Genomic DNA, 21,936 nt, shown 5'->3' on the forward strand with positions numbered 1-21,936 from the left:
CCCGCTTTCGGTTCTAGCTGGCCCACGTTGCATAAGGCCACAAACAACATTCTTGATGTTACCATGCACGGTATGAAGCCTAAAGCCTGCCTGGTGGTCGGGATGGGGCGGGGCCTTGGGCTCTCGGTGGCCCGGCGCTTTGGCTGCGAGGGGTACCGGCTGGGCCTGATCGCCCGCAGCGCGGCCAGCCTGGAAAACTACGCAGGGGCCCTGGAACTCGATGGCTGCACGGTTCAAACCTTTCCCGCCGATGTAGCCCGCACCCCCCAGCTCATTTCGGCCATTCGGGAAGCCGAAAGGCAGTTAGGCCCCATCGAGGTGTTGGTGTACAACGCCTATAGCTCGCTGGGCAGCCGGGCCTCGGAGCTGAGCCTGGAGGCCCTCGAGCAAACCCTCCAGGTCAACCTTCACGGGGCTTTGCTGGCAGCCCAGCTGGTCATCCCCGGCATGCTCTCGCGCCGCAAGGGCACCCTGCTCTTTAGCGGGGGCGGCCTGGCCCTGAACCCCCAGCCCGACCAGGCCGCACTCGCGATTGGCAAAGCCGCCCTGCGGGCTTTGGTGGGCGCCCTGAGCAAGGAGCTCTACCAGGAAGGTATCCATGTCGCTACCGTGACCATCGCCGGCCCAATCCGGCGCAACACCGCCTTCGACCCCGACCTGATCGCCGAAAAGTTCTGGGAGCTGCACGCGCAGCCTCCGGGCCGGTGGAAAACCGAGGTGATCTATCAGGGTTAGCGCACCCACAAAGCCTACAGATCTCAACCGCAGCCATCGCCCCAAATGGCGTTATAGGCAAGGGCCCGCGGAGCAACCCAATTGGCACCAGAGCTAGCCTTTAGCGCCCTGGCCTAAAAAAGCTTTGTTTCCCTCTCGAAACCTGGCCCATGCCCCCGCCCGTTCGAAGAAGCAGAGACCCTCCGCGAGGGCGGGCCGGATGGGGCCCAGCCCTTCGCGGGCCAGGGCCAGGGCCTCGTCCCAGGTGTAGGGAAAGACCTCGAGCCCCCGAACCCCCGGAAGCCGGTAGTCCACCAAGCGCGCCTCAAAAGGCAAGGGTGTATCCGCTAGCAGAACCAGGATATCCGCATCGCTCATGGCCGTGGCCCCCCGCGGGCCCTGCCGGGCCAGGGAACCAAAGAGCACCACCGCCAGAACCTCCGGGCGCTCCCCCAGCATCTGGGCTGCCCTGCGAATCTCCTGCAGGCGGGCCTCGCGGTCAAAGCGAAACACCTGGGTCATACATGGCTCCTGGCAAACTCCAGCACCTGCGCTGCCAGCCGCACGGCCTCCTCGGCCTCCCGGGCCACGTAGTGGCGCGCCGCCGGCCCGGCGGGGTGGGCGTCGGGGTAGCGGGTGGGGATGTAGTACTTGTCCAGAATTTTGCCCGCGTCTATAAGATCCTCCGGGATCTTGAGGTTTGCCGGAAGTGCGGTCAGAAGATCCAGGATGGAGTGACCCCAGGCCACCTGCCCATGCGCCAGATGCAGCCCTTTGAGGGCCGCCTCCGCGGCCTGCTGGGCCGCAAAGCAGGCCCAGGCATAATCCCCCAGCCCCAAGGAAGCCTGGGCATGGCGCAGGTTGTACTCCGACTGTTCCAACCAGTCCTGGGCCCGGTTCACTTTTCCAGTGTATCAGCCTGCACGCCCGGCCAGGAGGTTGCCAGGGCCTATACTTTGGCCTGTGAGCACCTCTGCACCAAACCCCCTCGGCCGCCTGGTGGCCTCAGCCCCTTTCAACCGCTTTGTTACCGGCGTTATCGTGTTTGCCGCCGTACTGGTGGGCCTCGAGACCTACCCACCCCTGATGGCGCGCTACGGCCCCGCCCTCCACCTGCTCAACGACCTGGTGCTGGCTATTTTTGCCCTCGAGGTGCTGCTGCGCATGGGGGCGCTCTGGCCCCGTCCGCTGCGCTACTTCCTCGACGGCTGGAATGTCTTCGATTTTTTGATTGTGGTGGGGAGCCTGCTGCCGGGGCTGGGGGCCTACGCGGTGGCAGCCCGCCTGCTGCGGCTTTTGCGGGTGTTGCGCCTCATCCGCACCCTCCCCGACCTGCAAATTATTTTGGGTGCGCTACTGCGCAGCATTCCTTCCATCGGCTACGTCTTGCTGCTGATGCTGCTTTTGCTCTACGTCTACGCGGTGGCCGGGGTGTTTTTGTTCGGTGCCAACGACCCCTTCCACTTCGGCAACCTGCACACCGCCCTGCTCACCCTCTTCAGCATCCTAACTTTAGAAGGCTGGGTGGATGTGCTGCGCATCCAGTACTTTGGCTGCGCGCGCTTCGAGCTGCCCAACCCGGCCCTGTGTACCCAGCCCCAGGCCCAGCCGCTGGTTGCGGTGGTGTACATGGTCTCGTTTGTCCTGCTGGGCACGCTGGTGTTTTTGAACCTGCTGGTGGGCATCATCGTTAATAGCATGGACGAGATGCGCAAGAGCCTGCAGGAGCGCAAAGCGCCATCCTCCGACCTCGAGGCCCGGCTGGAAGAGGTACAGGCCAAACTCGATGAGGCTCAGGAATTGCTCAAGTTGCTGGGGAGAGCGAAGGACTGACCAGATCGGTTTCGTAGCTGTCCGGAACCGGATGGCCCAGCCCCCGCCCCAGTGCCAACATCTGCCCCTTATGGTGAAACTCGTGCGTGATGGGGTGCATTAGCAACCAGCGCTGGCTCACATTGATCTTCCAACCCATGCTCGGATGCGTCCAGACATAGACCTCGTCCAGCCGGTCAAAGGAACTTAAGGCTTCCTCCACCAACCTGTCTACCCCTTCAAACACCGCCCTCACCGCAGCAACATTCGGAAAGTCTGCCCCCTTAAGGTCGGCCTTGGGGTGGCCCATACCAACTACCCCCACCCACCATAAGTAGCAGTCGGCTACATGGACGTGCAGGTTGCGGATGCTACCGTAGCCGAAGTCGGAGCGCTCCTGGGTATAGATTTCCGGGGGCAGCGATTCACAATAGCGAAAGAGGATTTCGCGGGAACGCTGCACCCAGCCGTAGAAAACCCGTAGATCATCGTTCATGATGAAGAAGCATACCACTGCCCGGTGTGGTATACCATGTAACAATGGTACATCCCTATGCGATTCAGCCCCGGACGCCCTGGCAGCGCTTTGGGGTATGGGCTTTGCAGCGGCTGGGCTGGACGCCCGTAATGGCCCCACCCCCCGGCCAGAAGTTCGTGCTGGTGGGCTACCCCCACACCTCCAACTGGGACTTTCTGTATGCCTTGCTGTGGGGGATGGCCTCGGGCACCCGCTTTAGATGGGTGGGCAAGAAAGAGCTGTTTCCGCCGGTGCTGGGCGTGGTGATGCGGTGGCTGGGGGGCATCCCGGTGGATCGGGCCAAGGCAGGCGGCGATTTTGTGGGCCAGGTGGCGCGCATCTTCGAGCAGCACGACAACCTGTGGGTGGTGGTGGCCGCCGAGGGCACCCGCAGCCGCGCCCCCTACTGGAAAAGCGGGTTCTACTACATGGCCCTCAAAGCCCGCGTGCCCATTGCCCTGGCCTATATTGATTACCGCAAGAAGGAGGTGGGGGTGGGCGGCTACCTTACCCCCACGGGCGACCTCGAGGCCGACTTCGAGCAGATCCGGGCCTTCTACCAGGACAAGGTGGGCAAAGACCCCCGCAAGCAAAGCCCCATCCGCCTCAAACCCAAAGACGGGCCGCCTCCAGCCTAGCCAAAGCAAGCCCGCGCCTATCCGCCCAACCGGTTCCGCGCTATTCTGGTAAATAGTGACCGTGTATGCTGGAGAAACTTGAGTCCTTAGAAGCCGAGTACCAGGCGCTCGAGCGCCAGCTGGCCGACCCGGCGGTGCTCACCAATCAGAGCGAGTATCAGCGCATCAGCAAGCGCTACGCCGAGATGGGCCACCTGGTCGAAACCATCCGCAGCTACAAAGAGGCCCTGACCCACCTGGCGGAGGCCCGCGAACTGCAGTCCGACCCCGAGCTGGGCGAGATGGCCCGGGCCGACATCGCGGCCCTCGAGCCCCGCATCCGCGAGCTGGAAGCCGAGCTCGAGCTGCTGCTGCTGCCCAAAGACCCCCTCGACGAGAAGAACGCCATCGTGGAGATCCGGGCCGGCACCGGGGGCGAGGAGGCCGCGCTCTTTGCCGCCGAACTGCGCGACATGATCATGGAGTACGCCCGGCAGGGCGGCTACCGGGTCGAGGTTCTGGACACCTCGCTCACCGACCTGGGGGGGGTCTCGAAGGTGGTCTTCGAGGTGAGCGGGCCGGGGGCCTACGGCTACCTGAAGTACGAAGCCGGGGTGCACCGGGTGCAGCGGGTGCCCGCCACCGAGACCCAGGGCCGCATCCACACCTCCACCGCCACCGTAGCGGTGATGCCCGAGGCCGAGGAAGTGGACGTGCAGCTCGACCCGGCCGACCTCGAGATCACCGTCTCGCGGGCCTCGGGGCCGGGGGGCCAGGGGGTCAACACCACCGACTCCGCGGTGCAGGTGCTGCACAAGCCCACCGGCCTGATCGTCTCCTGCATGGAGTCGCGCAGCCAGATCAAAAACAAAGAAAAAGCCCTCGCCATTCTGCGTTCGCGCCTCTTAGAGATCAAACGGGCCGAGGAAGCCGCCCGCCGCCGGGAAGACCGCCTGGCCCAGATTGGGGCCGGTGAGCGCTCGGAGAAGATCCGCACCTACAACTTCCCCCAGTCGCGCGTGACCGACCATCGCATCGGTTTCACCACCCACGACCTCGAAGGGGTGCTGGCGGGCGACCTCTCCAAACTGCACGAGGCCCTGCGCAAAGCCGACCAGGAACGGCAGCTCGAGGCTTTGTCCACCGCATCCAAGACCGCCTAGGCGCAGGTGGTCGGTATGCACGGGTTACGGCGTGACCTATTGGTGGCAGCCGCCATCCTGATGGACAAACAGGGACGGGTTTTGCTGGTCGCCAACGACTGGAGCCGCCGCGGGCGGGTGCGCTATACCCTGCCGGGGGGGATGGTCGAGGCTGGGGAGACCGTGCTGGATGCCATTGTGCGCGAGGTACAGGAAGAAACCGGCCTGCGCATCAAGGCCATCCAGCACCTGGCCTACGTGGTGCAGGTAGAGGATGCCCGCAAAAGCGAACGTACCATCGCCATGGCCTTCCGCGCCGATTACCAGGGCCTGCTCAACCCCAAAGACCCCGATGGGCACATCGTGGAGGCCCGCTTCTTTACAGCTGAGGAGGTTGCGGTCAAGCTCGACGAACACCGGCCCCTCCTGGAACCCCTCATGGACTATATCCGCGGGGAGCGGGGCCGGTTTTATGCCTACTCGAGCTGGGGCGGCGAAGGCACCCGGGTGTAAGCCTCAACGGCGAATGGCAAAACCTTTTTGCTCGAGCACGGCCATGATGTTTTGCATAAACCCATCGGTCTCCTGGTCGGTCAGGGTGCGCTCGGGGTGGCGGAAGGTGAGGTGGAAGGCCAGGCTCTTCTGCCCCTGCTCGAGCGGCTTACCCCGGTAGACATCGAAGATCTCGAGCTTTTCCAGGTAGGGCCCCGCGCTCGCGTAAATCAGGCGCTCGACCTCGGCATAGGGAATTGCGTCCGGTACTACCACGGCCAGGTCGCGCATGGCAGCCGGGTACCTGGCAATATCCACAAAGCCGCCGGAGCCCTTGCTGAGGGGAAGGGCCAGCTCGAACAGGAAAACCTGCGGCAGCTCCAGCGCCGCGGCGATGGCCGGGTGCAAAGCCCCGATATGCCCTGCTTTCTCCCCGTTCCACCAGACCGCCCCGCTGATGCCGGGGTGCAGGTAGGGCACAGCCTCTTTCTCGACCCGCACGCGGCTCCCCAGGTTGCGCGCAGCCGCCTCGAGCAGCCCCTTGAGGGCGAAGAAACTGCCTTCCAGACCCTTTTGCCACAGCCCCGGAACCGGGTCACCACACAGCAAGGCCGCCAGGTGCAGGGATTCGACCCGCCTGAAGACCTTGCCCACCTCAAAAAGCAGAAAAGGCCCCTCCTCCCCCTGGGCCCGTGCGGTCTGCAGGTTCTTGAGCAGGCCGGGGTAGAGGGCGGTGCGCAGGGCGGTGCGCTCGGGGGTCTGGGGGTTCTGCATGAACACCGTGGGGGCTGGCGCCCGCATCAGGGCGCATTCCTCGGGTGACGACCAGGAGTAGTTCAGCACTTCCTGAAAGCCCAGCCCTGCCATCACCTGCTTGAGCCGCTCGCTGGCCTCGTAGGGGGCCTCCACGCCCAGGTTGTCGGGGTGTGGGAAGAAGCTGGGTAGGGTGGTAGGGATCTGCTCGTAGCCCACGATGCGGGCCACCTCCTCCACCAGGTCTTCCTCGATCTTCAGGTCTACCCGGTAGCTGGGCGGGGTCACCGCCCAGACGCCGGCCTGCTCGGTGGGCTCCACGCTGCAGCCCAGGCGGCGGAGCACCTCGGCCTGGGTGGTCTCGGGGTACTCGAGCCCGACCAGCCTCGAGGTGTACGCGGGCCGGAAGGCGATGGGCGGGTGGGGCTGGGTGTGGTTGAGGTCGAGCCGATCCTGGGCCACCTGCACCCCCGGGCCGCCCCAGGCTTGCAGCAGCTCCATAAAGCGATCGGCGGCCAGAAGCTGCCCATCTTTGTCCACGCCGCGTTCGAAGCGGTAAGAGGCCTCGGTCTTGAGGCCCAGCCGCCGGGCGGTGCGGCGCACCCGCACCGGGTCGAAGTGGGCCACCTCCAGGGCCACCGCGGTGGTGGTCTCGCGGATCTCGTCTTCAAGACCCCCCATCACCCCCGCCAGCCCGGCCGGGCGGGTCTCGGGGCCGTCCTTGACCGCGATCAGCAGGTCACGCTCGTCCAGGGTGCGCTCCTGCCCGTCCAGGGTGACCAGCTTTTCCCCGTTGCGGGCCCGGCGCACCACCAGGCCCTCCCGGATGAAGGCGGCGTCGTAGGCGTGCATGGGGTTGCCCAGCTCGAGCATGGCGTAGTTGGTAGCGTCTACCACGTTGGAGATGGGCCGCATCCCCGCGGCATACAGGCGGCGCTGCACCCAGAGCGGGCTGGGCCCCACCCGCACCCCCTGCGCATAGGACAGGGTAAAGCGGTCACAGCCCTCGGGGTCTTCGATCCAGACCCCAAACGGCAGGGGCAGGGGGGTGGTCTGGGGCTTGGGGCTGGGCCGCACCAGGGTCAGGCCCAAAGCGGCCAGGTCGCGCGCCACCCCGTAGACCGAGAGCCAGTCGGGGCGGTTGGGGGTGATCTCGACCTCGATCACCTCTTCGGGGCCCCAGACCTCGGCCAGGGGCGTGCCCGGGGGCAGGGCCTCGGGCGCAAACTCGAGCAAACCCCCGGCATAATCGCCCACCCCCAGCTCCTTGGCCGAGAGGGCCATCCCGTAGGACTCGAGGCCGGCAATGCTACGCACCCGCAGCTCGCTCCCATCGGGCAGCACCGTCCCCGGCAGGGCCAGGGCCACCCCCAGGCCCGGCCGGGCGTTGGGCGCAGCGGAGAGCACCTGCACCTCCCGCCCAATGTCCAAAACCAGCCGGCGCACCTCCTTGCCCTCGAGGGCCTCGACCTGCAGCACCCGGCCAAACACCACCCCACTGGGCGGCGGGGCCAGTTTGCTGATGGACTCGGTCTCGAGGCCCAGCCCGGCCAGCAGCTCCTCCAGCCGCTCGCTCTTGGGCGCATCGGGTAGAAACTCCTTGAGCCAGCTATACACGATTTTCATCTGTAAACCCCACGGATTAGCCTCTAAACTGCCGCAAAAAGCTCAGGCGGTTCTGGTAGAAGTAGCGGATATCGGGGATGCCGTAGCGCAGCAAAGCCAGCCGCTCAACCCCCATGCCAAAGGCCCAGCCGGTCATCCCCTCGTAAACCCTGGGCAGGCCCTGCCGCTCGCGGTAGTCGTCCACCGCTTTGAACAGGTAGGGGTGAACCATGCCGGCCCCGCCCAGCTCGAGCCACTTCTGACGCTCAGGCCACCACATGGCAAACTGCACCCCCGGCTCCACAAAGGGGAAAAAGGTGGGCTGAAAGCGGGCCTTGCCCTCCTTGCCAAAAAGCCCCCGGGCCAGCTCGCTGATAGCCCCCTTGAGGTCGGCCATGGTGATGTTCGGCCCTACTACCAGGCCCTCGAGCTGGTGGAACATGGCCTCGTGCGAGGCATCGGTCTGCTCGTAGCGAAACACCCGCCCGGGCACCACAATTTTGAAAGGAGGGGTGTGCTGGATCATGTAGCGGATCTGCATCCCCGAGGTGTGGGTGCGCAGCACCGCCCCACCCAGCCCACTCACATCCTCAGCAAAAGGCCCCTGAATGGTAAAGGCTTCCTCGGTAGCACGGTTAAGCTCCACCCAGAAGGTGTCCTGCATATCCCGCGCCGGGTGCCACTCGGGCATGTTGAGGGCGTCGAAGTTGAAAAACTCGCTCTCCACCTCGGGGCCTTCCACCACGCTAAAGCCCAGCCTGCGAAAGATGTTCACCAGCTCGAGCACAATCCGGCTGGTAATGTGCAGCCCCCCCGAGGGAAAAGCGTAGCCCGGCAGCGAGACATCCAGGGCTTCCTGCTCGAGCCGGGCCTGCAGGGCCTGTTCCTTTAGCTGGGCTTCGCGCACCTCCAGGGCCTCCTCGAGGGCCTGCTTCCAGGCATTCAGCACCCGGCCCTTTTCCTTGCGCTCCTCAGGGGGAAGCTGGCCCAGGGTTTTCATCGCCTGGGTCACCTGGCCGTTTTTACCCAGGTACTGCACCTTCAAGCTTTGTAGGCTATCCAGGTTAGGTGCTCTGCTAATCTCTTCCAGCGCGGCTTCGATGTCCATGTAACCTCCAAGCAACCTTGCCCAGTCTACTCAAACGCGGTGGGCGGCACGCAGGCCGCCCACGAGAGAAGTGCATCTCCCGCGGGCCTAACTAAAAAACCACCCCCCTGCCATACTTGCGGGTTAGCCTACCACCCAATCAAAACCCCGGTCAATCACAGGCATCCCCCAGCACCGCAGGGAAAGCCCCATCCCTTGGCCGCCCGACAGCCAGCGGAGTACGGCACATTGCTAGCCGAGGACAAACAACAGCAGCCCTAGCACAGCCGTCCCCACCGCGCTGACCATCAGGATGGGGAAGGCTTTGTTAAGGTTTGGGTTGCGCGGGGCCAGCACCCGCCAGAGCACCACCTCCACCGCACTTAACACCAGCAGCAGCAGTCCCGCCAGTTTGATAGCTTCCACAGGCCCATTATATTGATAGGCTCATTGCTGCTGGCCTCGCTTATTCAGCGGGGCGTTGCTGCGATTGCTCGAGCAGAGCAGCCAGCCAGGCCTCGGTGGCCTGGGCCATGTGGGGGGTGATCCCCAGCGCCTTGAGCATCTCGGCCGCGGCGGCCATCTCCTCCCGCCGGCGCCGGGCGTGGCGCCGGCTGCCTTCTACAAGCCGGTCTACCAGGTGGGCATCGGCGGCGGCCAGGGTCTCGGCGATGTTCTGCTTTGTCTCCTGCTCGAAGCCGAGCCGGCGGGCGGCCTCGAGGGCCTCCCCCACGGCGGCCGCCATCCCCTTGAAAAACACGCTGCGCACCAGCTTGCGGGCGGCTGCCGCGCCCGCCTCCGGCCCCACCGGCTCCACCGGCATCCCCAGGGCCCCAATGGTTTCAACGAAGCGGGCCGCCCCCGGCCCCGAGACCAGGGCCGGGGTGCGCAGGCCCTTGCCCGGCACCGGGCTCATCAAGGCCACATCGGCGAAGAGGGCCCCGCTGGGGGCCAGCACCGCAGCCAGCGACCGCTTGAGGGCCGGGGCGGCGGTGTTGAGGTCGGCAAAGAGCTGCCCCGGGCCGAGGGCCGGGGCCACGGTTCGGGCCACCTCGAGGGCCACCCGGGCCCAGTTGACGCTCAGGATCACCCGAGCACCCCGAACGGCCTCGAGCTCGCTCCCCACCCGCTCGAGGCCCGCCACGCTGCGCTCGGGGATGGGGTCGTACCCCCGCACCCGCACCCCCAGGCCGACCAGGTCGGCGGCGATGGCCGAGCCGGCCTCCCCCAGGCCCAGAACAGCCACAACAAGCGGTTCGCCCACTACCCCTCCTTAGCCCTGGACAGCTCTTCTTCCACCTGGGGGCGCAGCCCGTAGAGGTCGATGGACAGCACCCCCGCCGCAAACTGCTCGCGCAGACCGGCCTCGCGCCGGGCCCGGGCCTGGGCCGCTTGCAGGACTTCTTCGGCCCGCTGAGCGGCCACCACCACCGCACCGTCGGTGTCCAGCACCACGATGTCACCGTTGTGGATGGTCGTGCCCCCCAGGGTGAGGGGCACCCCCAGCCGGCCCGGGGTTTTGCGCTCGGCCCCCCGGGCCCGGATGTAGCGGGCCCAGATGGGCAGGCCCATCTGGGAGAGCGCCTCGGCGTCGCGCACTGCAGCGTCGATCAGCATTCCGGCCACGCCGCGCCGGAGGGCCTGGGTGGCCAGCAGCTCCCCCACCAGGGCCACCGGCTGGGCCTCGGGCATGGCGATGACCAGCACCTCGCCCGGCTGGGCCACGGCCATCGCCGCGTGCACCATCAGGTTGTCGTTCTGGGCGCACAGCACCGTGCGGGCCGGCCCGGCCACCCGGCTGCCGGGGTTGAGCGGTTGCAGCGGGAGATCCACCAGGCCCTGCCGGCCCGAGGCCTCGTAGACGGTGGCCACCCCCAGCCCGGCCAGGGATTGCAGGGCTTCTTTGCTCAGACTCATAAGCTCCTCACCACCTGCGGCAATACCCGTTGAAAAGCCTCAGCCCGCTCGATGTCTTTGTAGCCGGCGATGCGCCGGGCGTGGTTGGCCCGGTGGGCGGCCCGCTCGCTGTAGTACTGGCGCAGATAGCTTTGCGAAGCGAAGACCGCCATGGCCTGCTGCTTCTTCTCCCAGACCGGGGTGATGTCCAGAAAGACGTTGGGCACGAAGCCGCACAGCTCGGGCTGGTGTGGCTCGAAGAGCAGCAGCTCGGGGGGGCGCACGGTGCGGAAGGCGCTGGCCACCCCGGAGCCGCTGGCCAGCTGGCGGGCCCGCTCGGTGGCGGCGTAGGCCACCGGGTGGTCGGGGTTGAAGGGATCCTGCTGGGCGTGGGTGAGGATCAGGTCGGGGGCGGTCTCCACGATGATGGCGGTGAGGCGCTCGAGCGCGGCTTTGTCCACCTCGAGGGGGTAGTCCCCCAGATCCAGGCACTCGAAGCGGGCCCCCAGGAGGGCGGCGGCCTCGCTGGCCTCGCGGTGGCGGATCTGCTTGACCCTCTCCTCGGTCTGGCCCGGCTCCTTCCACAGCTCGCCCGACTCGCCCCGCTCGCCGTAGCTGAGGGCCACCACCCGCGCCACCCCGCCCGCTGCGACAAAGGTGGCGATGGCCCCACCGGCCCGCCACACAAAGTCGGCGGCGTGGGCGCTGATCACCAGCAGGCTCCGGCTCATGCGCGCCCCCCTGTAGCCAGCCGGACGGTGTTGGTCACCGCCATAACCCGCACCTCTTCCTCGCTGAAGCCGGCCTCGAGCAGCCGGTCGGCAAACAGGGCCAGCCCGTCCTCCACCGGGGGGTTCTGGGGCTGGCCGAGGTCGGTGGACAGGAACGAGTGCGCCGGCCCGGTGGCCCGGATGGCCTCGAAGGTATGCTCCCAGGAGACCTTCCCGCTGACGATGGGGGCCAGGCAGCGCTCGAGGTAGGCCCCCTGCCGGGCCAGGGCCTGCTGGTCTTCAAAGGAGAGGTTCTGGGTGGGGTAGTCCGGGTGGGTGATAACGATGTGCTGCACCCCCTCCTCGCGGGCGGCCTGCACCACCGCCATAATCTCGTCGCGCCCGAGGTGGCCTGTGGCCAGTACCAGGCCGTGCCGGGCGATCACCTGCAAGACCTGCCGTAGCGCAGGACGCACGGTTCCGTCCGGGTTCAGCACCTCGATGGGCGGCAGCGGCAGGCCGGCTTCGCGCAGCTCGAGCTGTAGCTGGGCCCACAGGGGCAGCTTGCGCCCCGGTTTGGGTTCGGCCTCGTGGGCCTCGTTGGCCGCGTCCACCGTGGGCAGCCAGACGATGCGGGCACCCCCCCGCGCGGCGATCTCCACCGCCACCGGGTTCAGCCCGCCCACCGCGTGGTTGAGCACGATGGCCCCCAGGGCCTCCACCCCCGGCACCGCGGCGCGCACCACGGCGGCGCGCTCGGCGGTGGGGGTGTAGTGCGACTTAAGCACGAAGCCCCGCAGGCCCAGCTCGCTGTAGCGGCGGGCCAGTTCCAGGTCGCTGATGCGGCGGCGGATCACATCCGGCTCGATGTGCACGTGCAGGTCGTAGGCCCCGCGCACGAGTTCGCGGGCCCCTGCGCTGGGCGAAGGGATGGGGGTGGGTTCGCTCATGCTTCCTCCGGGTTGGGTTTTGACCTGTCTGAAGCCGCAGCCTGGCGCAACGCCTCGGCCACCTGGCTGAGGTGCTCGAGCATGGCCTGCGCGGCCTTTTCTTCGTCGTGGGCGGCCACCGCCTGCACGATGCGGCGGTGCTCCTCGAGCGAACGCCTCGAGCGGCCCGGCACCAGGATGGTGCGGAACTGGTGGCGCACGTTCTGGGCCCGCAGGCTCTCGATGAGCCGGGCGGCGGTGCGGTGTCCGGCGATCTCCAGCAGGCGCTGGTGCAGCTCGCTATTAAGCTCCGACATGCCCAGCAGGTCGCCGGCCTCGTAGCGGGCCTGCATCCGCTGAAGAATATCCTCCAGATGGCGCACCTGTTCGGGCGTGGCCTTGCGGGCCGCGTAGCGGGCGGCCAGGCTCTCTAAGGCCGCTCTGGCCTCGAGAATCTCCACCGCCTCGGCCTCGTCAATGGCCCGCACCGTGGCCCCGCGAAAGGGCTCGCTCTTCACCAGCCCCTCCTGCTCGAGGCGGGCCAGCGCGGTGCGGATGGCGGCCCGCCCCAGCCCGAAGCGCTCGGCCAGCTCCTTCTCCACCAGGCGCTGCCCCGGCAAAAGCTCCTCGGCCAGGATGGCCTGGCGCACCCGCTGGTAGGCGGTCTGGGTCTCGGTGGGTTTCTCGACTACCGGCATATCACTCCTTCAGGGCCTCCACCGGCGGGGTGCCGTAGGTGTGGAAGGTGGGTACGGTCTGCAGGCCCCAGGCCTGGCCCCGCTTGCGCTCCTCCTCGTTCCAGACGATGGGCTTCCAGTCCGGGGCCAGCAGCAGCCGGGCCCCCGGGCAGGCGATCTCGAAGCGGTTGCCCCCCGGCTCATACACGTAGAGGAAAAAGGTCTGCTGGATGGCGTGCTTGTGCGGCCCGGTCTCGATGAACACCCCATGCTCCAAGCAGATGTCGGCCGCCCGCAAGACCTCCTCCCGGCTGTCCACCGCGTAGGTGCAGTGGTGGAAGCGCCCCCGGGCCCCCAGGTGGTCCTTGGTGATGGCTACGTCGTAGGTTTTGTTGTTGGAGGTGAGCCAGACCCCCTGCTCGTCGCCGCCGCTGAAGATGATCTGCTCGGTCACCTTCATGCCCAGGCCCCCCTCCATAAACACCCGCATGGCCCGCACGTCCGAGGCCAGCAGGTTGAGGTGATCCAGCCGGCGCAGGTTGGCGCCTTTGCCCGGAAAGCGGGCGGCCTGGTTTTTCAGCGCAGGCCGGGTGGCTTCGCTGGGGGTGTACCAGCGGGTCTCGTAGTACAGCTCCATGGGGTGGCCGTCGGGGGTGGTGAAGCGGTAGGCCGGGCCGTGGCCGGCATCGCCGTCCGTCCAGCCCCCGCCCCAGCCGAGGGCCTCCAGTTGCCGCACCCGCCGCTGCAGGGCTTCGGGGCTTCGGGTGCGGAAGGCGAAGTGCCCCAGGCCGCTGGTCTTGGCGGCGGTGAGCTTGAGGGTGTGATGCTCGTAATCGTCCCAGCCGCGCAGGTAGACCGAGGCTTCCTCCGTGCCGCTCACCGTCAGGCCCATGACCTCGGTGAAGAAGCGCAGGCTCTCCTCCAGCCGCGGGGTGAGGAGTTCCAGGTGGGCCAGGTGGGCCAGGTCGCAGTAGGGCCAGACCCCTTCCTGGGCCGGATTGGCAGGTTGTGGATGTTCGGTAGACACGCGCACCTCCTCAATGGGTCAACTACATTGTCAACAATATTGTAGACGATAAACCGGCCTCGAGGGCGAAACCTCAAGGCCCTCTATCCCCGCACCGGGGCGCGCAGCACCCCCACGTAGCGCCCGCTGGTGTGCAGGCCCACGTAGTTCTCGGCCAGGAAGCGCTGCAGATGGGGGCTCTGGCCCAGGTGGCGCAGGTGGGCCTGGCGCAGCCCATCGTCGAAGGGGTCGGCGGGGGTGTGCAGCAAGGTGGTCATGAAGTAGGAGAAGAGTTCTGCTTGCCAGACGTGGCGCAGGGCCTCCGGGGTGTAGGCCTCGAGCGGGCCCGGGTCTTTCTGCTGGTAATAAGCCTTGAAGGCCCGGTACAGCAGCACCGCGTCGCACAGCGCCAGGTTCATCCCCTTGGCCCCGGTGGGCGGGACGATGTGGGCGGCGTCGCCCATCAGGAAAAACCTCCCGTGCTGCATGGGGGTGACCACCATGGAGCGCAGGGGGGTCAGGCTCTTTTCCAGCAGGGGGCCGGGCTCCACCTGGGCCACCCCCTCCAGCCGCCGGTTCAGCTCCTCCCAGATGCGCGCGTCGGGCCAGTCCTCCAGCCGCTCATCCACCGGCACCTGCAGGTAGTTGCGGGCGATGCTGGGCGAGCGCATGCTGAAAAGGGCGAAGCCGCGGGGGTGGCTGGCGTAGATGAGCTCCTCGGCGGCCGGGCGGGCCTGGGCCAGGATGCCCAGCCAGGCGAAGGGGTAGGTTTTCTGATGCACCTGGGCCCCCGGAATCTGGCTGCGCAGGAGGCTGTGCGAGCCGTCCGCCCCCACCACAAACTCGCAGACCAGCCGCTCGGTAGCGCCCTGGGGGGTGCGGTAGACCAGGGTGGGCTCTGCCTCGAGCGCCTCCAGGCCCACCACCTCGTGCTCGAAGTGGATGGTATGGCCCTTTTCCAGGTACAGCCGGATTAAGTCCTGCACCAGGTACTGCTGGCCGTAGACCCAGATGCTCCGGCCCTCGGTGAGCGCGGGGAAGTCGAGGCGGTGGAGGGCCCCGTCGAAGGCCAGGTAGACCCCCCGGTGCTCGAGGCCCTGCCTCAGCATGCGCTCGCCCAGGCCGGCTTGCGCCAGGATCTCCTTGCTGCCCCACTCCAGCACCCCGGCCCGGATGCGGTGGGGGCTTTGCTCCAGGTACTCGCGGCTGCGGGCCTCGAGCACGGCCACCTCGAGGCCCTCCCCAGCCAGCAGGTGGGCCAGCAGAAGCCCCGCCGGCCCCGCCCCCACGATGCCCACCTGCACCCTAGGCATGCTCACCCCCAAAAAGAATCAGGTCGGAAAGGGGCCGGGCCTCCACCCCATCCTCGTCGGGGCCGTAAGGGGTGGAGAGGAGCCTGGAAAAGGTCTCCACCGTCTGCCAGGTGAGGGACTCCAGTTCCAGCGGGTCGAGCTCGATGCTGTAGCCCAGGCGCGGGGAGGTGATGCGCAGGCGCTCGCCGTTGCGGGTGGCAATTTTCTCCACCGTAACGGTGGTGAACTCGTTGGTCAGGGTGAGCACAGGAACCCCCTAGAAGAAAAAGGCCAGGTTGTGGGTGGGCAGGGTGGCGCTGTCCAGGATCACCGTTCGGCGGGCCAGCCGCCAGCCTGCCGGGCTGTACCGCCATACGTCGCGGCGTTCGGCGGCGAGCAGGGTGTAGTCGGGGCGATCCCAGCGGCTGCGGAAGACCAGCAGGTTGGAGCGCACCGCGCTTTCCTCGCCCTGCGGGGTGGGCTGGGGGTCGCCGATGCGCACGTTGGTGACGAAGTGCCGCAGGCGGGAGGGGGGGTCTTCGGCCCAGGCAAAGCCGGTCTCGAGGCGCGCGACCCGCATCTCCAGCGAGGTGTAGTCCTCGTCGAGGTGGTACATCCCCTCCATCACCCCGCTCACCCCGCCCTCCGGGCCGCGCTCCTTGGTGACCCGTACCGGCACGCGGTAGCAGATGTCCTCGGCCAGCAGGCCCAGCCACTGGCGGTACTGCCCCTCGTCCAGCAGCTCGGCCTCCTGGTACAGCGTGTTGAGCAAGGCTTGGGTGCGATCCATGGGCTACCTCTAGGAAAGCAGCATCTCCACGTAGCGGCGGTGGAAGTTGCGCATGTTGGCGTCGGTGAAGTTGAGGCCGTAGGCCACCCCCGGCCCCGGCCAGTTGGGGTCGGGCTCGAGGGAGAGGCCCATGCGGTAGTTGAGGCGCAGCGTCCGGCCCTGGCTGCTGCTGGCGTTGTGGGCCACGTGGCTCCAGATCTCGGTGTCGTCCTGCTCGAAGGTGCCCGAGGAGCCGAAAAAGCGCAGGTAGGAGTGGCGGGTTTTCTCCTTGAACCAGTCCGGTGCGTCCTTTTCCACCAGGGCCCAGGAGAAGATCTCGATGCGGCCGGGGCCCAGCGGGTGCCAGACCCGGAAGGTCAGCATGGGCACGGTGCCCTGGTACTTGTGGTCGGGCTTGCGGATGGGGTTGTGGAAGGAGAAGTTGGGAAAGAGGGTGACCAGCAGGATGCGGGTCTCCTTGGCGGTCTCGAACTGCTCGCGGCTGGGGTAGGAGGCTTTGGAGCGCTCCATCATCTCCTCGGGGTAGCCCCAGAAGGGCGGCAGCTTGGCCCCCGGCGGGGCGCCCACCACCATGCTGCCGTGCCCCTTGCCGGGGATGTGGATCTGCTCGCCGTACATGGCGTACTTGGCGTCCTTGGGGGCGATGCCCAGCTCGATCAGCGAGCGGTGGGTCATGAGGGTGTGGTAGCTGTCGCTGAGGAAGGTCTCCAGGGCCAGCTTCCAGTCGGTGTTCACCACCCAGCGCTGGGGCGGCCCCAGCACCTCCAGGCCCGCCGGGCTGCGCTTGGTGACGAGCTCGAGGTACCAGCGGATCTCGCCCAGCCACTCCTCCAGCGGGGGGGCCTGGGGGTCCAGGTTGCCGAAGATCATCCCGTCGAAGACCTCGAGGCGGGGGATGGGGCGAAGCCCCCACTCGGCCTTGTCGAAGCCGGGGCCGAAGGCCTCGCGCTCGGCTGGCACCCCCACCAGTCTCCCATCGTTGCGGTAGGTCCAGCCGTGGAAGGGACAGCGGAAATGGCTGGCGTTGCCCAGCTCCGCCCGGCAGACCCGCATCCCCCGGTGGCGGCACATGTCCAGCAGGGCCCGCACCGCCCCGTCCTCCCCCCGCACCACGATGTAGGGGTTGTTGGCTACGTAGCGCAGCACGTAATCCCCTGCCTGGGGAATCTCCGACTCATGGGCCATATAGACCCAGGAACGGCTGAAAATCTTCTGCTGCTCCAGCTCGAAAAGCTCCGGATCGTTGAAGATCCAGGCCGGCACCAGCCCATCCTCGATGCCCTCGAGCAGCTCCTCCAGCATCTGGTTGAGCCGCGGGGAGACCCCGGTTTTGATTCTTGCCATCCGCACTCACCTCGCTCAGACGCCCAGGTAGCGGTGCAGCACCGCCTGGCTGGCCTCCTGGGGCCGGCCCTCCCAGACCACCTGGCCGTGCTCGAGGATGTAGACCCGGTCGGCCACCGAAAGGGCCATCTGCACGTTCTGCTCGGCCAGCAACACGGTCTCACCTTCTGCCTTGAGCGTGCGTATAATCTCGGCCACCTGCCGCACCATCAGGGGCGAGAGCCCCTCGGTGGGCTCGTCCATCAAGACCAGCCGGGGGTTGCGCAGCAGGGCGCGGGCGATGGCTACCATCTGCTGCTCCCCGCCGGAAAGGGCCCTCGAGGGGCTCCGGCGGCGCTCGGCCAGCCTCGGAAAGACCTCCAGCACCCGCTCCACCGTCCAGCGCCCCCGCTGACCCCAGGCCGCCATCTGCAGCTCTTCCTCCACGTTCAACCCGTCGAACATCCGCCGGCCCTGGGGCACCAGGGCCAGGCCCAGCGCGGCCCGGCGGTGGGGGGGCAGGCGGCCAACCCCCTGGCCCAGAAAAAACACCTCCCCTTCCTGCAAAGGCAGCAGGCCCATCAGGGCCGAGAGCAGGGTGGTCTTGCCCATACCGTTGCGCCCCAGGAGGGCCACCACCTCGCCCTGGGCGACCTCGAGCCGCACCTCCGAGAGCACCTGCATAGCCCCGTAGCCAGCGCAGAGCCCCTCGCTCCGCAGCACCTCCGGGCCTTGGGTGGTTGCTGCCCCGGTTTCAACGGCCCAGCCCGCCCCCACATAGATCTCCTGCACCTGGGGGTTCTGCCGGATCGCCTCCGGCCTGCCCTCGGCGATTACCTGGCCGTAGTGCAGAACCGTGACCCGCTGGGCAAAGCGCAGGGCGTACTCCAGGTCGTGCTCCACCAGCAGCACGGTCATCTGAGGATCCAGTCCCAGAATGAGCTCCCCAATCCGCTCCCGCTCGGCCCCGGAAAGCCCGGCCAGGGGCTCATCCAGCAGCAGCACCGAAGGGTTTTGCACCAGGGCCATGGCGATCTCGAGCTGCCGCTTCTCCCCGTGCGAAAGCTGGCTGGCTACCACATGGGCCCGCTCAGCCAGGCCCACCTGCTCCAGCACCCGCTGCACCCCCGGCTCCGGCCTCAGGGGCTGGCCGAGGGTGGCGCTCTGACCCTGGGCGGCCTTCTGGGCCAGGGCCACGTTCTCCCAGACCAGAAGCTCGGGGAAGGCGTTGGAGCGCTGGAAGGTTCGGCCCAGCCCCAGCCGGGCCACCCGTTCCTGGGGCATCCCGCTCACCTCCCGCCCCTGCAGAAAAACCCGCCCCTGGCTGGGCCGCAGTTCCCCCGCCATCACCTTGAACAGGGTGCTCTTGCCAGCCCCGTTGGGCCCGATGACCGCCCGCCGCTCGCCGGGGGTGACCTCGAGGCTCACCCCGGCCAGGGCCAGAAGCCCCCCAAAGGCCTTGCTGACCTGCTCGACCCTAAGCATTGCCACGGCCCCCTCCCAGACGGCGTTCCAGCAGGGGCCACAGCCCCTCGCGGGCAAACAACACGGTCAGCACCAGCAAACTACCCACAAACAACCCCCACAGATCGGTAAACGAGCTGACCCAGGCCTGCACGAAGGTATAGAGCAAAGCCCCAAAGACCGCCCCCCAGAGGCCCCGGCTGCCGCCCAGCAGCACCATGACCATCAGGGTGGCCGAGGTCAGCCAGAAGAGGTCGTGGGGGCTGATGAAGCTGCGGTGCAGGGCCAGCCCGCTGCCAGCCAGGCCGGTGAGCGCGGCGGTAAGCAGGTACAGGGAGAGCTTGTAGTAAAAGGTGGGCACCCCCAGGGAGCGGATTTTTTCCTCGTTCTGCCGGATGGCCTCGAGGGTCTTGCCATACGGGGTCTGCAGCAGTGCGCGCAAACCACCCACCGCGGCCAGCAGCACCCCCACCGCCACCAGGTGCAGCAGCACCGGGTGGATGGAGAGCCCGGAGAGGCTCAGCCCATCATCCCCCCCGGTGAGGCCGGTCCATTTGTGGGCCGCCGAGTAGACCATCTGCCCGAAGGCCAGGGTCAGCATCAGGATGAAGATGCCATGGGTGCGGAAGACCAGCAGGCCGGTCAGCAGGGCCAGCAGGGCGGCCACCAAAGGTGCGAGCAGCAAGGCCAGCCCCAAAGGAAGCCCCGCCTTGAGGGCCAGGCCGACCGTATAGGCCCCAAGCCCCAAAAAGGCGGCCTGCCCCAGCGAAGGCACCCCACCGTGGCCCAGCAGCAGGCTCAGGGCCACCGCGGCCAGGCCCAGCAGGGCCGCTTCCGTAGCCAGGTACAGCGGATAGCCCCCCAGGGCCAGCGGCAGCAGGAGCAGCCCCACCAGCCCCCAGCGCAGCAGGCCCTGCCGCGCCGTGCCCCCAGCGCGAACCTCACGCGACAGCCCGGCCATCATGCCAGCCTCCTACCCAAAAGACCCTCGGGCTTCAGGGCCAGCACCAGGGCCATCAGGGCAAAGATCAAAAACATTGCCAACTGCGGCAAGAAAAGTCGCCCAAAGCCATCCACCAGGCCCACCAGGATGGCCCCCCAGAAGGCCCCCTCGATGCGCCCCAGACCACCGATCACCACCACGATCAGGGCGAACAGGGTCATCTGGGCGTCCAGGCCGGGGGCCAGGGCGATCATGGGGGCCCCCACCACCCCCCCCAGCCCGGCCAGGGCCGTGCCGATGCCAAAGGTGAGCAAGCTTACCCGGGCCGGCTGGATGCCCAGGGTGCTGGCCATGCCGGGGTCGGCGGTGACCGCCCGCACCTGCACGCCGAAGGGGGTTCTGGCCAGCAGCAGGCGCACCAGGAGGAACAAAAGCACCCCCATCACCAGCACGAACAGCGGGTACTTGGGGTAGATGAACGACCCCAGGAAAAGCGGCCCCGCCAGCTCGGCGGGGGGCGGCACGGAGCGGATGGCCGCGCCGAAGAAAGCCCGCAGCAGGTCGGCCAGAATGAAGCCCAGGCCGATGGTGACCAAGACCTGCTCGAGCTCCCGTCCGTGCAAACCCCGCAAGAGAAAGCGTTCCACCAAGACCCCCAGGAGGCCCACCAGCAGGGGTACCAACAACAGCACCAGCCAGAAGCTACCCAGGCTGGCCCCCAGGGCCAGCCCCAGGTAAGCCCCCAGCAGGTAAAAGGCCCCATGGGCCAGGTTGACCACCCGGGCCACCCCAAAGATCAGGGAAAGGCCCAGGGCCAGCAGGAAGAGCAGCATGGCAAAGGCCAGGCTGTTGAGCAGTTGGGTAAGCAGGAGCAGCAGCATGCTTACTTACCGGGGTCGCGGATGGTGCCCAGGTCGGCCAGCAGGCGGTTGGTCAGTACCCCATCAATGCGGGCTACCTCCCGGGCGTAGACGTGCTGGGTAACGTTGTTGGTTTCCGGATCCATCTGCACAAAGCCCCGCGGGCTGATGATCTTGGCGCTTTCAATAGCCCCAAGCAGCCGCTGGCGGTTGCTCAGATCGCCCTGCACGGTGTTGATGGCGTCCACGATAAACTGCATGGCATCGTAGCCCCGCACGGCAAAGTGGTTGGGCACCGCGTTGAACTTCTGCCGGTAGGCCCGGATGAACTCCCGGTTGGCGCTGTTGTTCAGGGTATAGACCCAGTGGTCAGCGCTCTTGGCTCCCAAAGCGGCATCCCCGATGGCCTCGAGCACGTTTTCATCGGTCACCTCGCCGCTTACCGCGAGCTGGATGCTGCGGTTGAGGCCAAACTGGATGAACTGCCGCAGGAAGATGACCGCATCGCTACCGGAAAGCACCGCGTGCACCGCTTCCGGGCGGGCCGCGGCGATGCGCGAGATCACCGCGCTGTAGTCGGTGCTGCCCAGGGGGGTGTACAGCTCGGCCACCGGCTCCCCGCCGGCCTGCAGGAAGCCCTCTTTGAAGGCAGCGGTGGCTTCTTTACCAAAGGCGTAGTCCAGGGCCAGCAAAAAGACCTTTTTCCCGACGTTGCGGGCCACCCAGGGGCCCATGGGGTAGTGCTGCTGCCAGGCGCTGATGGAGGTGCGGAAGATGTAGGGGCTCCGGCGTTCGCGGGTGATGCCGTTGGCCGCGGCGTTGGCGATGATCAGGGGGATCTGCCGCTCGTGCACGTAGTCCCGGATGCCGTAGGCCGAGGATGAGAGGATGATGCCGCTCAGCAGGTTGACGCGATCCTGCTCGACCAGCTTGCGCACTTTGCGCACCGCCACCGCGGGGTCGGCCTCCTCGTCTTCTTTCAAGAGCTGGATGCGCCGGCCCCCCGCCTGGTAGCCCACTTTTTCCAGGTAGAGCTCCATCCCGCGGGTGATCTCCTGGCCCAGCCGGGCGTATGGCCCCGAGTAGGAGAGCACCACCCCGATGCGGATGGGTTCCTGCTGGGCCAGGCTGAAGGAAAAGCGGCTCGAGGCTGCCAGCCCCGCTAGCCCGAGCCCCGCCTTGATCAACTGCCTGCGACGTATTGTGGCCATTTTGACCTCCCTGCTTTTTTGCTTGTACCAGTGCCGCCAGCTTAGCAAATGGTCAGCTAGATTGTCAACAATCTTGTAAACCCTAAGCCGACACCG

At 67.2% G+C, this 21,936-nt stretch carries 25 protein-coding genes; 5 read left to right on the forward strand and 20 right to left on the reverse strand.

Annotated features, from left to right (window positions below; all coding sequences use genetic code 11):
* The first annotated feature begins 72 nt into the window (after positions 1–72).
* Complete coding sequence (locus tag MTAI_RS11515) at positions 73–735, forward strand: SDR family NAD(P)-dependent oxidoreductase (protein WP_027886468.1); 663 nt, start codon at positions 73–75, stop codon at positions 733–735.
* A 93-nt stretch (positions 736–828) separates the two neighbouring features.
* Here the strand turns inward: MTAI_RS11515 and MTAI_RS11520 are convergent, their stop codons facing one another.
* Both MTAI_RS11520 and MTAI_RS11525 read right to left on the reverse strand, forming a co-directional pair.
* Entirely contained in the window at positions 829–1,236 is a 408-nt protein-coding gene (locus MTAI_RS11520) for a nucleotidyltransferase family protein (protein ID WP_027886469.1), read from the reverse strand.
* Entirely contained in the window at positions 1,233–1,616 is a 384-nt protein-coding gene (locus MTAI_RS11525) for a HEPN domain-containing protein (protein WP_027886470.1), read from the reverse strand. Before MTAI_RS11525 ends, MTAI_RS11520 begins: the two co-directional genes overlap by 4 nt.
* A 61-nt stretch (positions 1,617–1,677) precedes the next feature.
* Here MTAI_RS11525 and MTAI_RS11530 point away from each other — a divergent pair, with 61 nt between their 5' ends.
* Positions 1,678–2,547 (forward strand): ion transporter, encoded by an 870-nt coding sequence (locus tag MTAI_RS11530; RefSeq protein ID WP_027886471.1) that lies wholly within the window; start codon positions 1,678–1,680, stop codon positions 2,545–2,547.
* Here MTAI_RS11530 and MTAI_RS11535 read toward each other — a convergent pair.
* Positions 2,519–3,022 carry a DinB family protein gene (locus MTAI_RS11535; RefSeq protein WP_027886472.1) on the reverse strand — a complete coding sequence of 168 codons (504 nt, stop codon included), beginning with the start codon at positions 3,020–3,022 and terminating at the stop codon, positions 2,519–2,521. The genes MTAI_RS11530 and MTAI_RS11535 overlap by 29 nt on opposite strands.
* Before the next feature lie 44 nt (positions 3,023–3,066).
* On the opposite strand from MTAI_RS11535, the gene MTAI_RS11540 reads away from it, so the two are divergent.
* The 3 genes from MTAI_RS11540 (at position 3,067) to MTAI_RS11550 (ending at position 5,315) form a co-directional block, all read left to right on the forward strand.
* Entirely contained in the window at positions 3,067–3,681 is a 615-nt protein-coding gene (locus MTAI_RS11540; protein WP_036196736.1) for a lysophospholipid acyltransferase family protein, read from the forward strand.
* A gap of 65 nt (positions 3,682–3,746) precedes the next feature.
* The gene (gene prfA, locus MTAI_RS11545) at positions 3,747–4,823 is read left to right on the forward strand and encodes a peptide chain release factor 1 (protein WP_043981902.1); all 1,077 of its coding nucleotides are present in this window, start codon (positions 3,747–3,749) and stop codon (positions 4,821–4,823) included.
* Positions 4,824–4,838: 15 nt separating this feature from the next.
* The gene (locus tag MTAI_RS11550) at positions 4,839–5,315 is read left to right on the forward strand and encodes an NUDIX hydrolase (RefSeq protein WP_027886475.1); all 477 of its coding nucleotides are present in this window, start codon (positions 4,839–4,841) and stop codon (positions 5,313–5,315) included.
* A 3-nt stretch (positions 5,316–5,318) separates the two neighbouring features.
* On the opposite strand, the gene pheT is transcribed toward MTAI_RS11550, so the two are convergent.
* The 17 genes from pheT to MTAI_RS11635 all read right to left on the reverse strand — a co-directional run bounded on the left by pheT (position 5,319) and on the right by MTAI_RS11635 (position 21,840).
* The gene (pheT, locus tag MTAI_RS11555) at positions 5,319–7,673 is read right to left on the reverse strand and encodes a phenylalanine--tRNA ligase subunit beta (protein ID WP_043981899.1); all 2,355 of its coding nucleotides are present in this window, start codon (positions 7,671–7,673) and stop codon (positions 5,319–5,321) included.
* Between the two features lie 16 nt (positions 7,674–7,689).
* The gene (gene pheS, locus MTAI_RS11560; RefSeq protein WP_043981898.1) at positions 7,690–8,760 is read right to left on the reverse strand and encodes a phenylalanine--tRNA ligase subunit alpha; all 1,071 of its coding nucleotides are present in this window, start codon (positions 8,758–8,760) and stop codon (positions 7,690–7,692) included.
* Between the two features lie 231 nt (positions 8,761–8,991).
* Entirely contained in the window at positions 8,992–9,165 is a 174-nt protein-coding gene (locus MTAI_RS11565; protein ID WP_182482364.1) for a hypothetical protein, read from the reverse strand.
* A 40-nt stretch (positions 9,166–9,205) separates the two neighbouring features.
* Positions 9,206–10,003, reverse strand: a complete 798-nt coding sequence (locus MTAI_RS11570; protein WP_043981895.1) for a DUF1932 domain-containing protein — start codon at positions 10,001–10,003, stop codon at positions 9,206–9,208.
* Positions 10,003–10,656 (reverse strand): 4-carboxy-4-hydroxy-2-oxoadipate aldolase/oxaloacetate decarboxylase, encoded by a 654-nt coding sequence (locus MTAI_RS11575; RefSeq protein WP_043981893.1) that lies wholly within the window; start codon positions 10,654–10,656, stop codon positions 10,003–10,005. The genes MTAI_RS11570 and MTAI_RS11575 overlap by 1 nt, the downstream gene beginning before the upstream one ends.
* Entirely contained in the window at positions 10,653–11,366 is a 714-nt protein-coding gene (locus tag MTAI_RS11580; protein ID WP_063843251.1) for a PIG-L deacetylase family protein, read from the reverse strand. The genes MTAI_RS11575 and MTAI_RS11580 overlap by 4 nt, the downstream gene beginning before the upstream one ends.
* Positions 11,363–12,295, reverse strand: a complete 933-nt coding sequence (locus MTAI_RS11585; RefSeq protein WP_027886478.1) for a DUF6282 family protein — start codon at positions 12,293–12,295, stop codon at positions 11,363–11,365. Before MTAI_RS11585 ends, MTAI_RS11580 begins: the two co-directional genes overlap by 4 nt.
* Positions 12,292–12,972 (reverse strand): GntR family transcriptional regulator, encoded by a 681-nt coding sequence (locus MTAI_RS11590; RefSeq protein ID WP_027886479.1) that lies wholly within the window; start codon positions 12,970–12,972, stop codon positions 12,292–12,294. Before MTAI_RS11590 ends, MTAI_RS11585 begins: the two co-directional genes overlap by 4 nt.
* 1 nt (position 12,973) lies before the next feature.
* Positions 12,974–13,978: a catechol 2,3-dioxygenase gene (locus MTAI_RS11595; protein WP_051349779.1), complete on the reverse strand. Its 1,005-nt coding sequence runs from the start codon at positions 13,976–13,978 to the stop codon at positions 12,974–12,976.
* Between the two features lie 83 nt (positions 13,979–14,061).
* Positions 14,062–15,270, reverse strand: a complete 1,209-nt coding sequence (locus MTAI_RS11600; RefSeq protein WP_027886481.1) for a 4-hydroxybenzoate 3-monooxygenase — start codon at positions 15,268–15,270, stop codon at positions 14,062–14,064.
* Positions 15,263–15,517 (reverse strand): hypothetical protein, encoded by a 255-nt coding sequence (locus MTAI_RS11605; RefSeq protein WP_027886482.1) that lies wholly within the window; start codon positions 15,515–15,517, stop codon positions 15,263–15,265. The genes MTAI_RS11600 and MTAI_RS11605 overlap by 8 nt, the downstream gene beginning before the upstream one ends.
* A gap of 9 nt (positions 15,518–15,526) precedes the next feature.
* Positions 15,527–16,039: an aromatic-ring-hydroxylating dioxygenase subunit beta gene (locus MTAI_RS11610; protein WP_013014931.1), complete on the reverse strand. Its 513-nt coding sequence runs from the start codon at positions 16,037–16,039 to the stop codon at positions 15,527–15,529.
* 9 nt (positions 16,040–16,048) lie between these two features.
* Positions 16,049–17,383, reverse strand: a complete 1,335-nt coding sequence (locus MTAI_RS11615) for an aromatic ring-hydroxylating oxygenase subunit alpha (RefSeq protein WP_027886483.1) — start codon at positions 17,381–17,383, stop codon at positions 16,049–16,051.
* A gap of 15 nt (positions 17,384–17,398) precedes the next feature.
* On the reverse strand, positions 17,399–18,847 hold the full coding sequence (locus MTAI_RS11620; RefSeq protein ID WP_051349777.1) for an ATP-binding cassette domain-containing protein: 1,449 nt from the start codon (positions 18,845–18,847) through the stop codon (positions 17,399–17,401).
* Positions 18,840–19,790, reverse strand: a complete 951-nt coding sequence (locus tag MTAI_RS11625; RefSeq protein ID WP_027886485.1) for a branched-chain amino acid ABC transporter permease — start codon at positions 19,788–19,790, stop codon at positions 18,840–18,842. The genes MTAI_RS11620 and MTAI_RS11625 overlap by 8 nt, the downstream gene beginning before the upstream one ends.
* Positions 19,787–20,650 carry a branched-chain amino acid ABC transporter permease gene (locus MTAI_RS11630; protein ID WP_027886486.1) on the reverse strand — a complete coding sequence of 288 codons (864 nt, stop codon included), beginning with the start codon at positions 20,648–20,650 and terminating at the stop codon, positions 19,787–19,789. The genes MTAI_RS11625 and MTAI_RS11630 overlap by 4 nt, the downstream gene beginning before the upstream one ends.
* Positions 20,651–20,652: 2 nt before the next feature.
* Complete coding sequence (locus MTAI_RS11635) at positions 20,653–21,840, reverse strand: ABC transporter substrate-binding protein (protein WP_027886487.1); 1,188 nt, start codon at positions 21,838–21,840, stop codon at positions 20,653–20,655.
* Positions 21,841–21,936: the final 96 nt, after the last annotated feature.

Source organism: Meiothermus taiwanensis WR-220, from assembly GCF_003568585.1.
GTDB lineage: Bacteria > Deinococcota > Deinococci > Deinococcales > Thermaceae > Meiothermus > Meiothermus taiwanensis.

Coding starts and splice junctions, on each gene's coding strand:
- MTAI_RS11515 (WP_027886468.1), top strand. CDS start 73: ATGAAGCCTAAAGCCTGCCTGGTGGTCGGGATGGGGCGGGGCCTTGGG.
- MTAI_RS11520 (WP_027886469.1), bottom strand. CDS start 1,236: ATGACCCAGGTGTTTCGCTTTGACCGCGAGGCCCGCCTGCAGGAGATT.
- MTAI_RS11535 (WP_027886472.1), bottom strand. CDS start 3,022: ATGAACGATGATCTACGGGTTTTCTACGGCTGGGTGCAGCGTTCCCGC.
- MTAI_RS11540 (WP_036196736.1), top strand. CDS start 3,067: ATGGTACATCCCTATGCGATTCAGCCCCGGACGCCCTGGCAGCGCTTT.
- prfA (WP_043981902.1), top strand. CDS start 3,747: ATGCTGGAGAAACTTGAGTCCTTAGAAGCCGAGTACCAGGCGCTCGAG.
- MTAI_RS11550 (WP_027886475.1), top strand. CDS start 4,839: ATGCACGGGTTACGGCGTGACCTATTGGTGGCAGCCGCCATCCTGATG.
- pheT (WP_043981899.1), bottom strand. CDS start 7,673: ATGAAAATCGTGTATAGCTGGCTCAAGGAGTTTCTACCCGATGCGCCC.
- pheS (WP_043981898.1), bottom strand. CDS start 8,760: ATGGACATCGAAGCCGCGCTGGAAGAGATTAGCAGAGCACCTAACCTG.
- MTAI_RS11575 (WP_043981893.1), bottom strand. CDS start 10,656: ATGAGTCTGAGCAAAGAAGCCCTGCAATCCCTGGCCGGGCTGGGGGTG.
- MTAI_RS11580 (WP_063843251.1), bottom strand. CDS start 11,366: ATGAGCCGGAGCCTGCTGGTGATCAGCGCCCACGCCGCCGACTTTGTG.
- MTAI_RS11585 (WP_027886478.1), bottom strand. CDS start 12,295: ATGAGCGAACCCACCCCCATCCCTTCGCCCAGCGCAGGGGCCCGCGAA.
- MTAI_RS11590 (WP_027886479.1), bottom strand. CDS start 12,972: ATGCCGGTAGTCGAGAAACCCACCGAGACCCAGACCGCCTACCAGCGG.
- MTAI_RS11600 (WP_027886481.1), bottom strand. CDS start 15,270: ATGCCTAGGGTGCAGGTGGGCATCGTGGGGGCGGGGCCGGCGGGGCTT.
- MTAI_RS11610 (WP_013014931.1), bottom strand. CDS start 16,039: ATGGATCGCACCCAAGCCTTGCTCAACACGCTGTACCAGGAGGCCGAG.
- MTAI_RS11615 (WP_027886483.1), bottom strand. CDS start 17,383: ATGGCAAGAATCAAAACCGGGGTCTCCCCGCGGCTCAACCAGATGCTG.
- MTAI_RS11620 (WP_051349777.1), bottom strand. CDS start 18,847: ATGCTTAGGGTCGAGCAGGTCAGCAAGGCCTTTGGGGGGCTTCTGGCC.
- MTAI_RS11625 (WP_027886485.1), bottom strand. CDS start 19,790: ATGATGGCCGGGCTGTCGCGTGAGGTTCGCGCTGGGGGCACGGCGCGG.
- MTAI_RS11630 (WP_027886486.1), bottom strand. CDS start 20,650: ATGCTGCTGCTCCTGCTTACCCAACTGCTCAACAGCCTGGCCTTTGCC.
- MTAI_RS11635 (WP_027886487.1), bottom strand. CDS start 21,840: ATGGCCACAATACGTCGCAGGCAGTTGATCAAGGCGGGGCTCGGGCTA.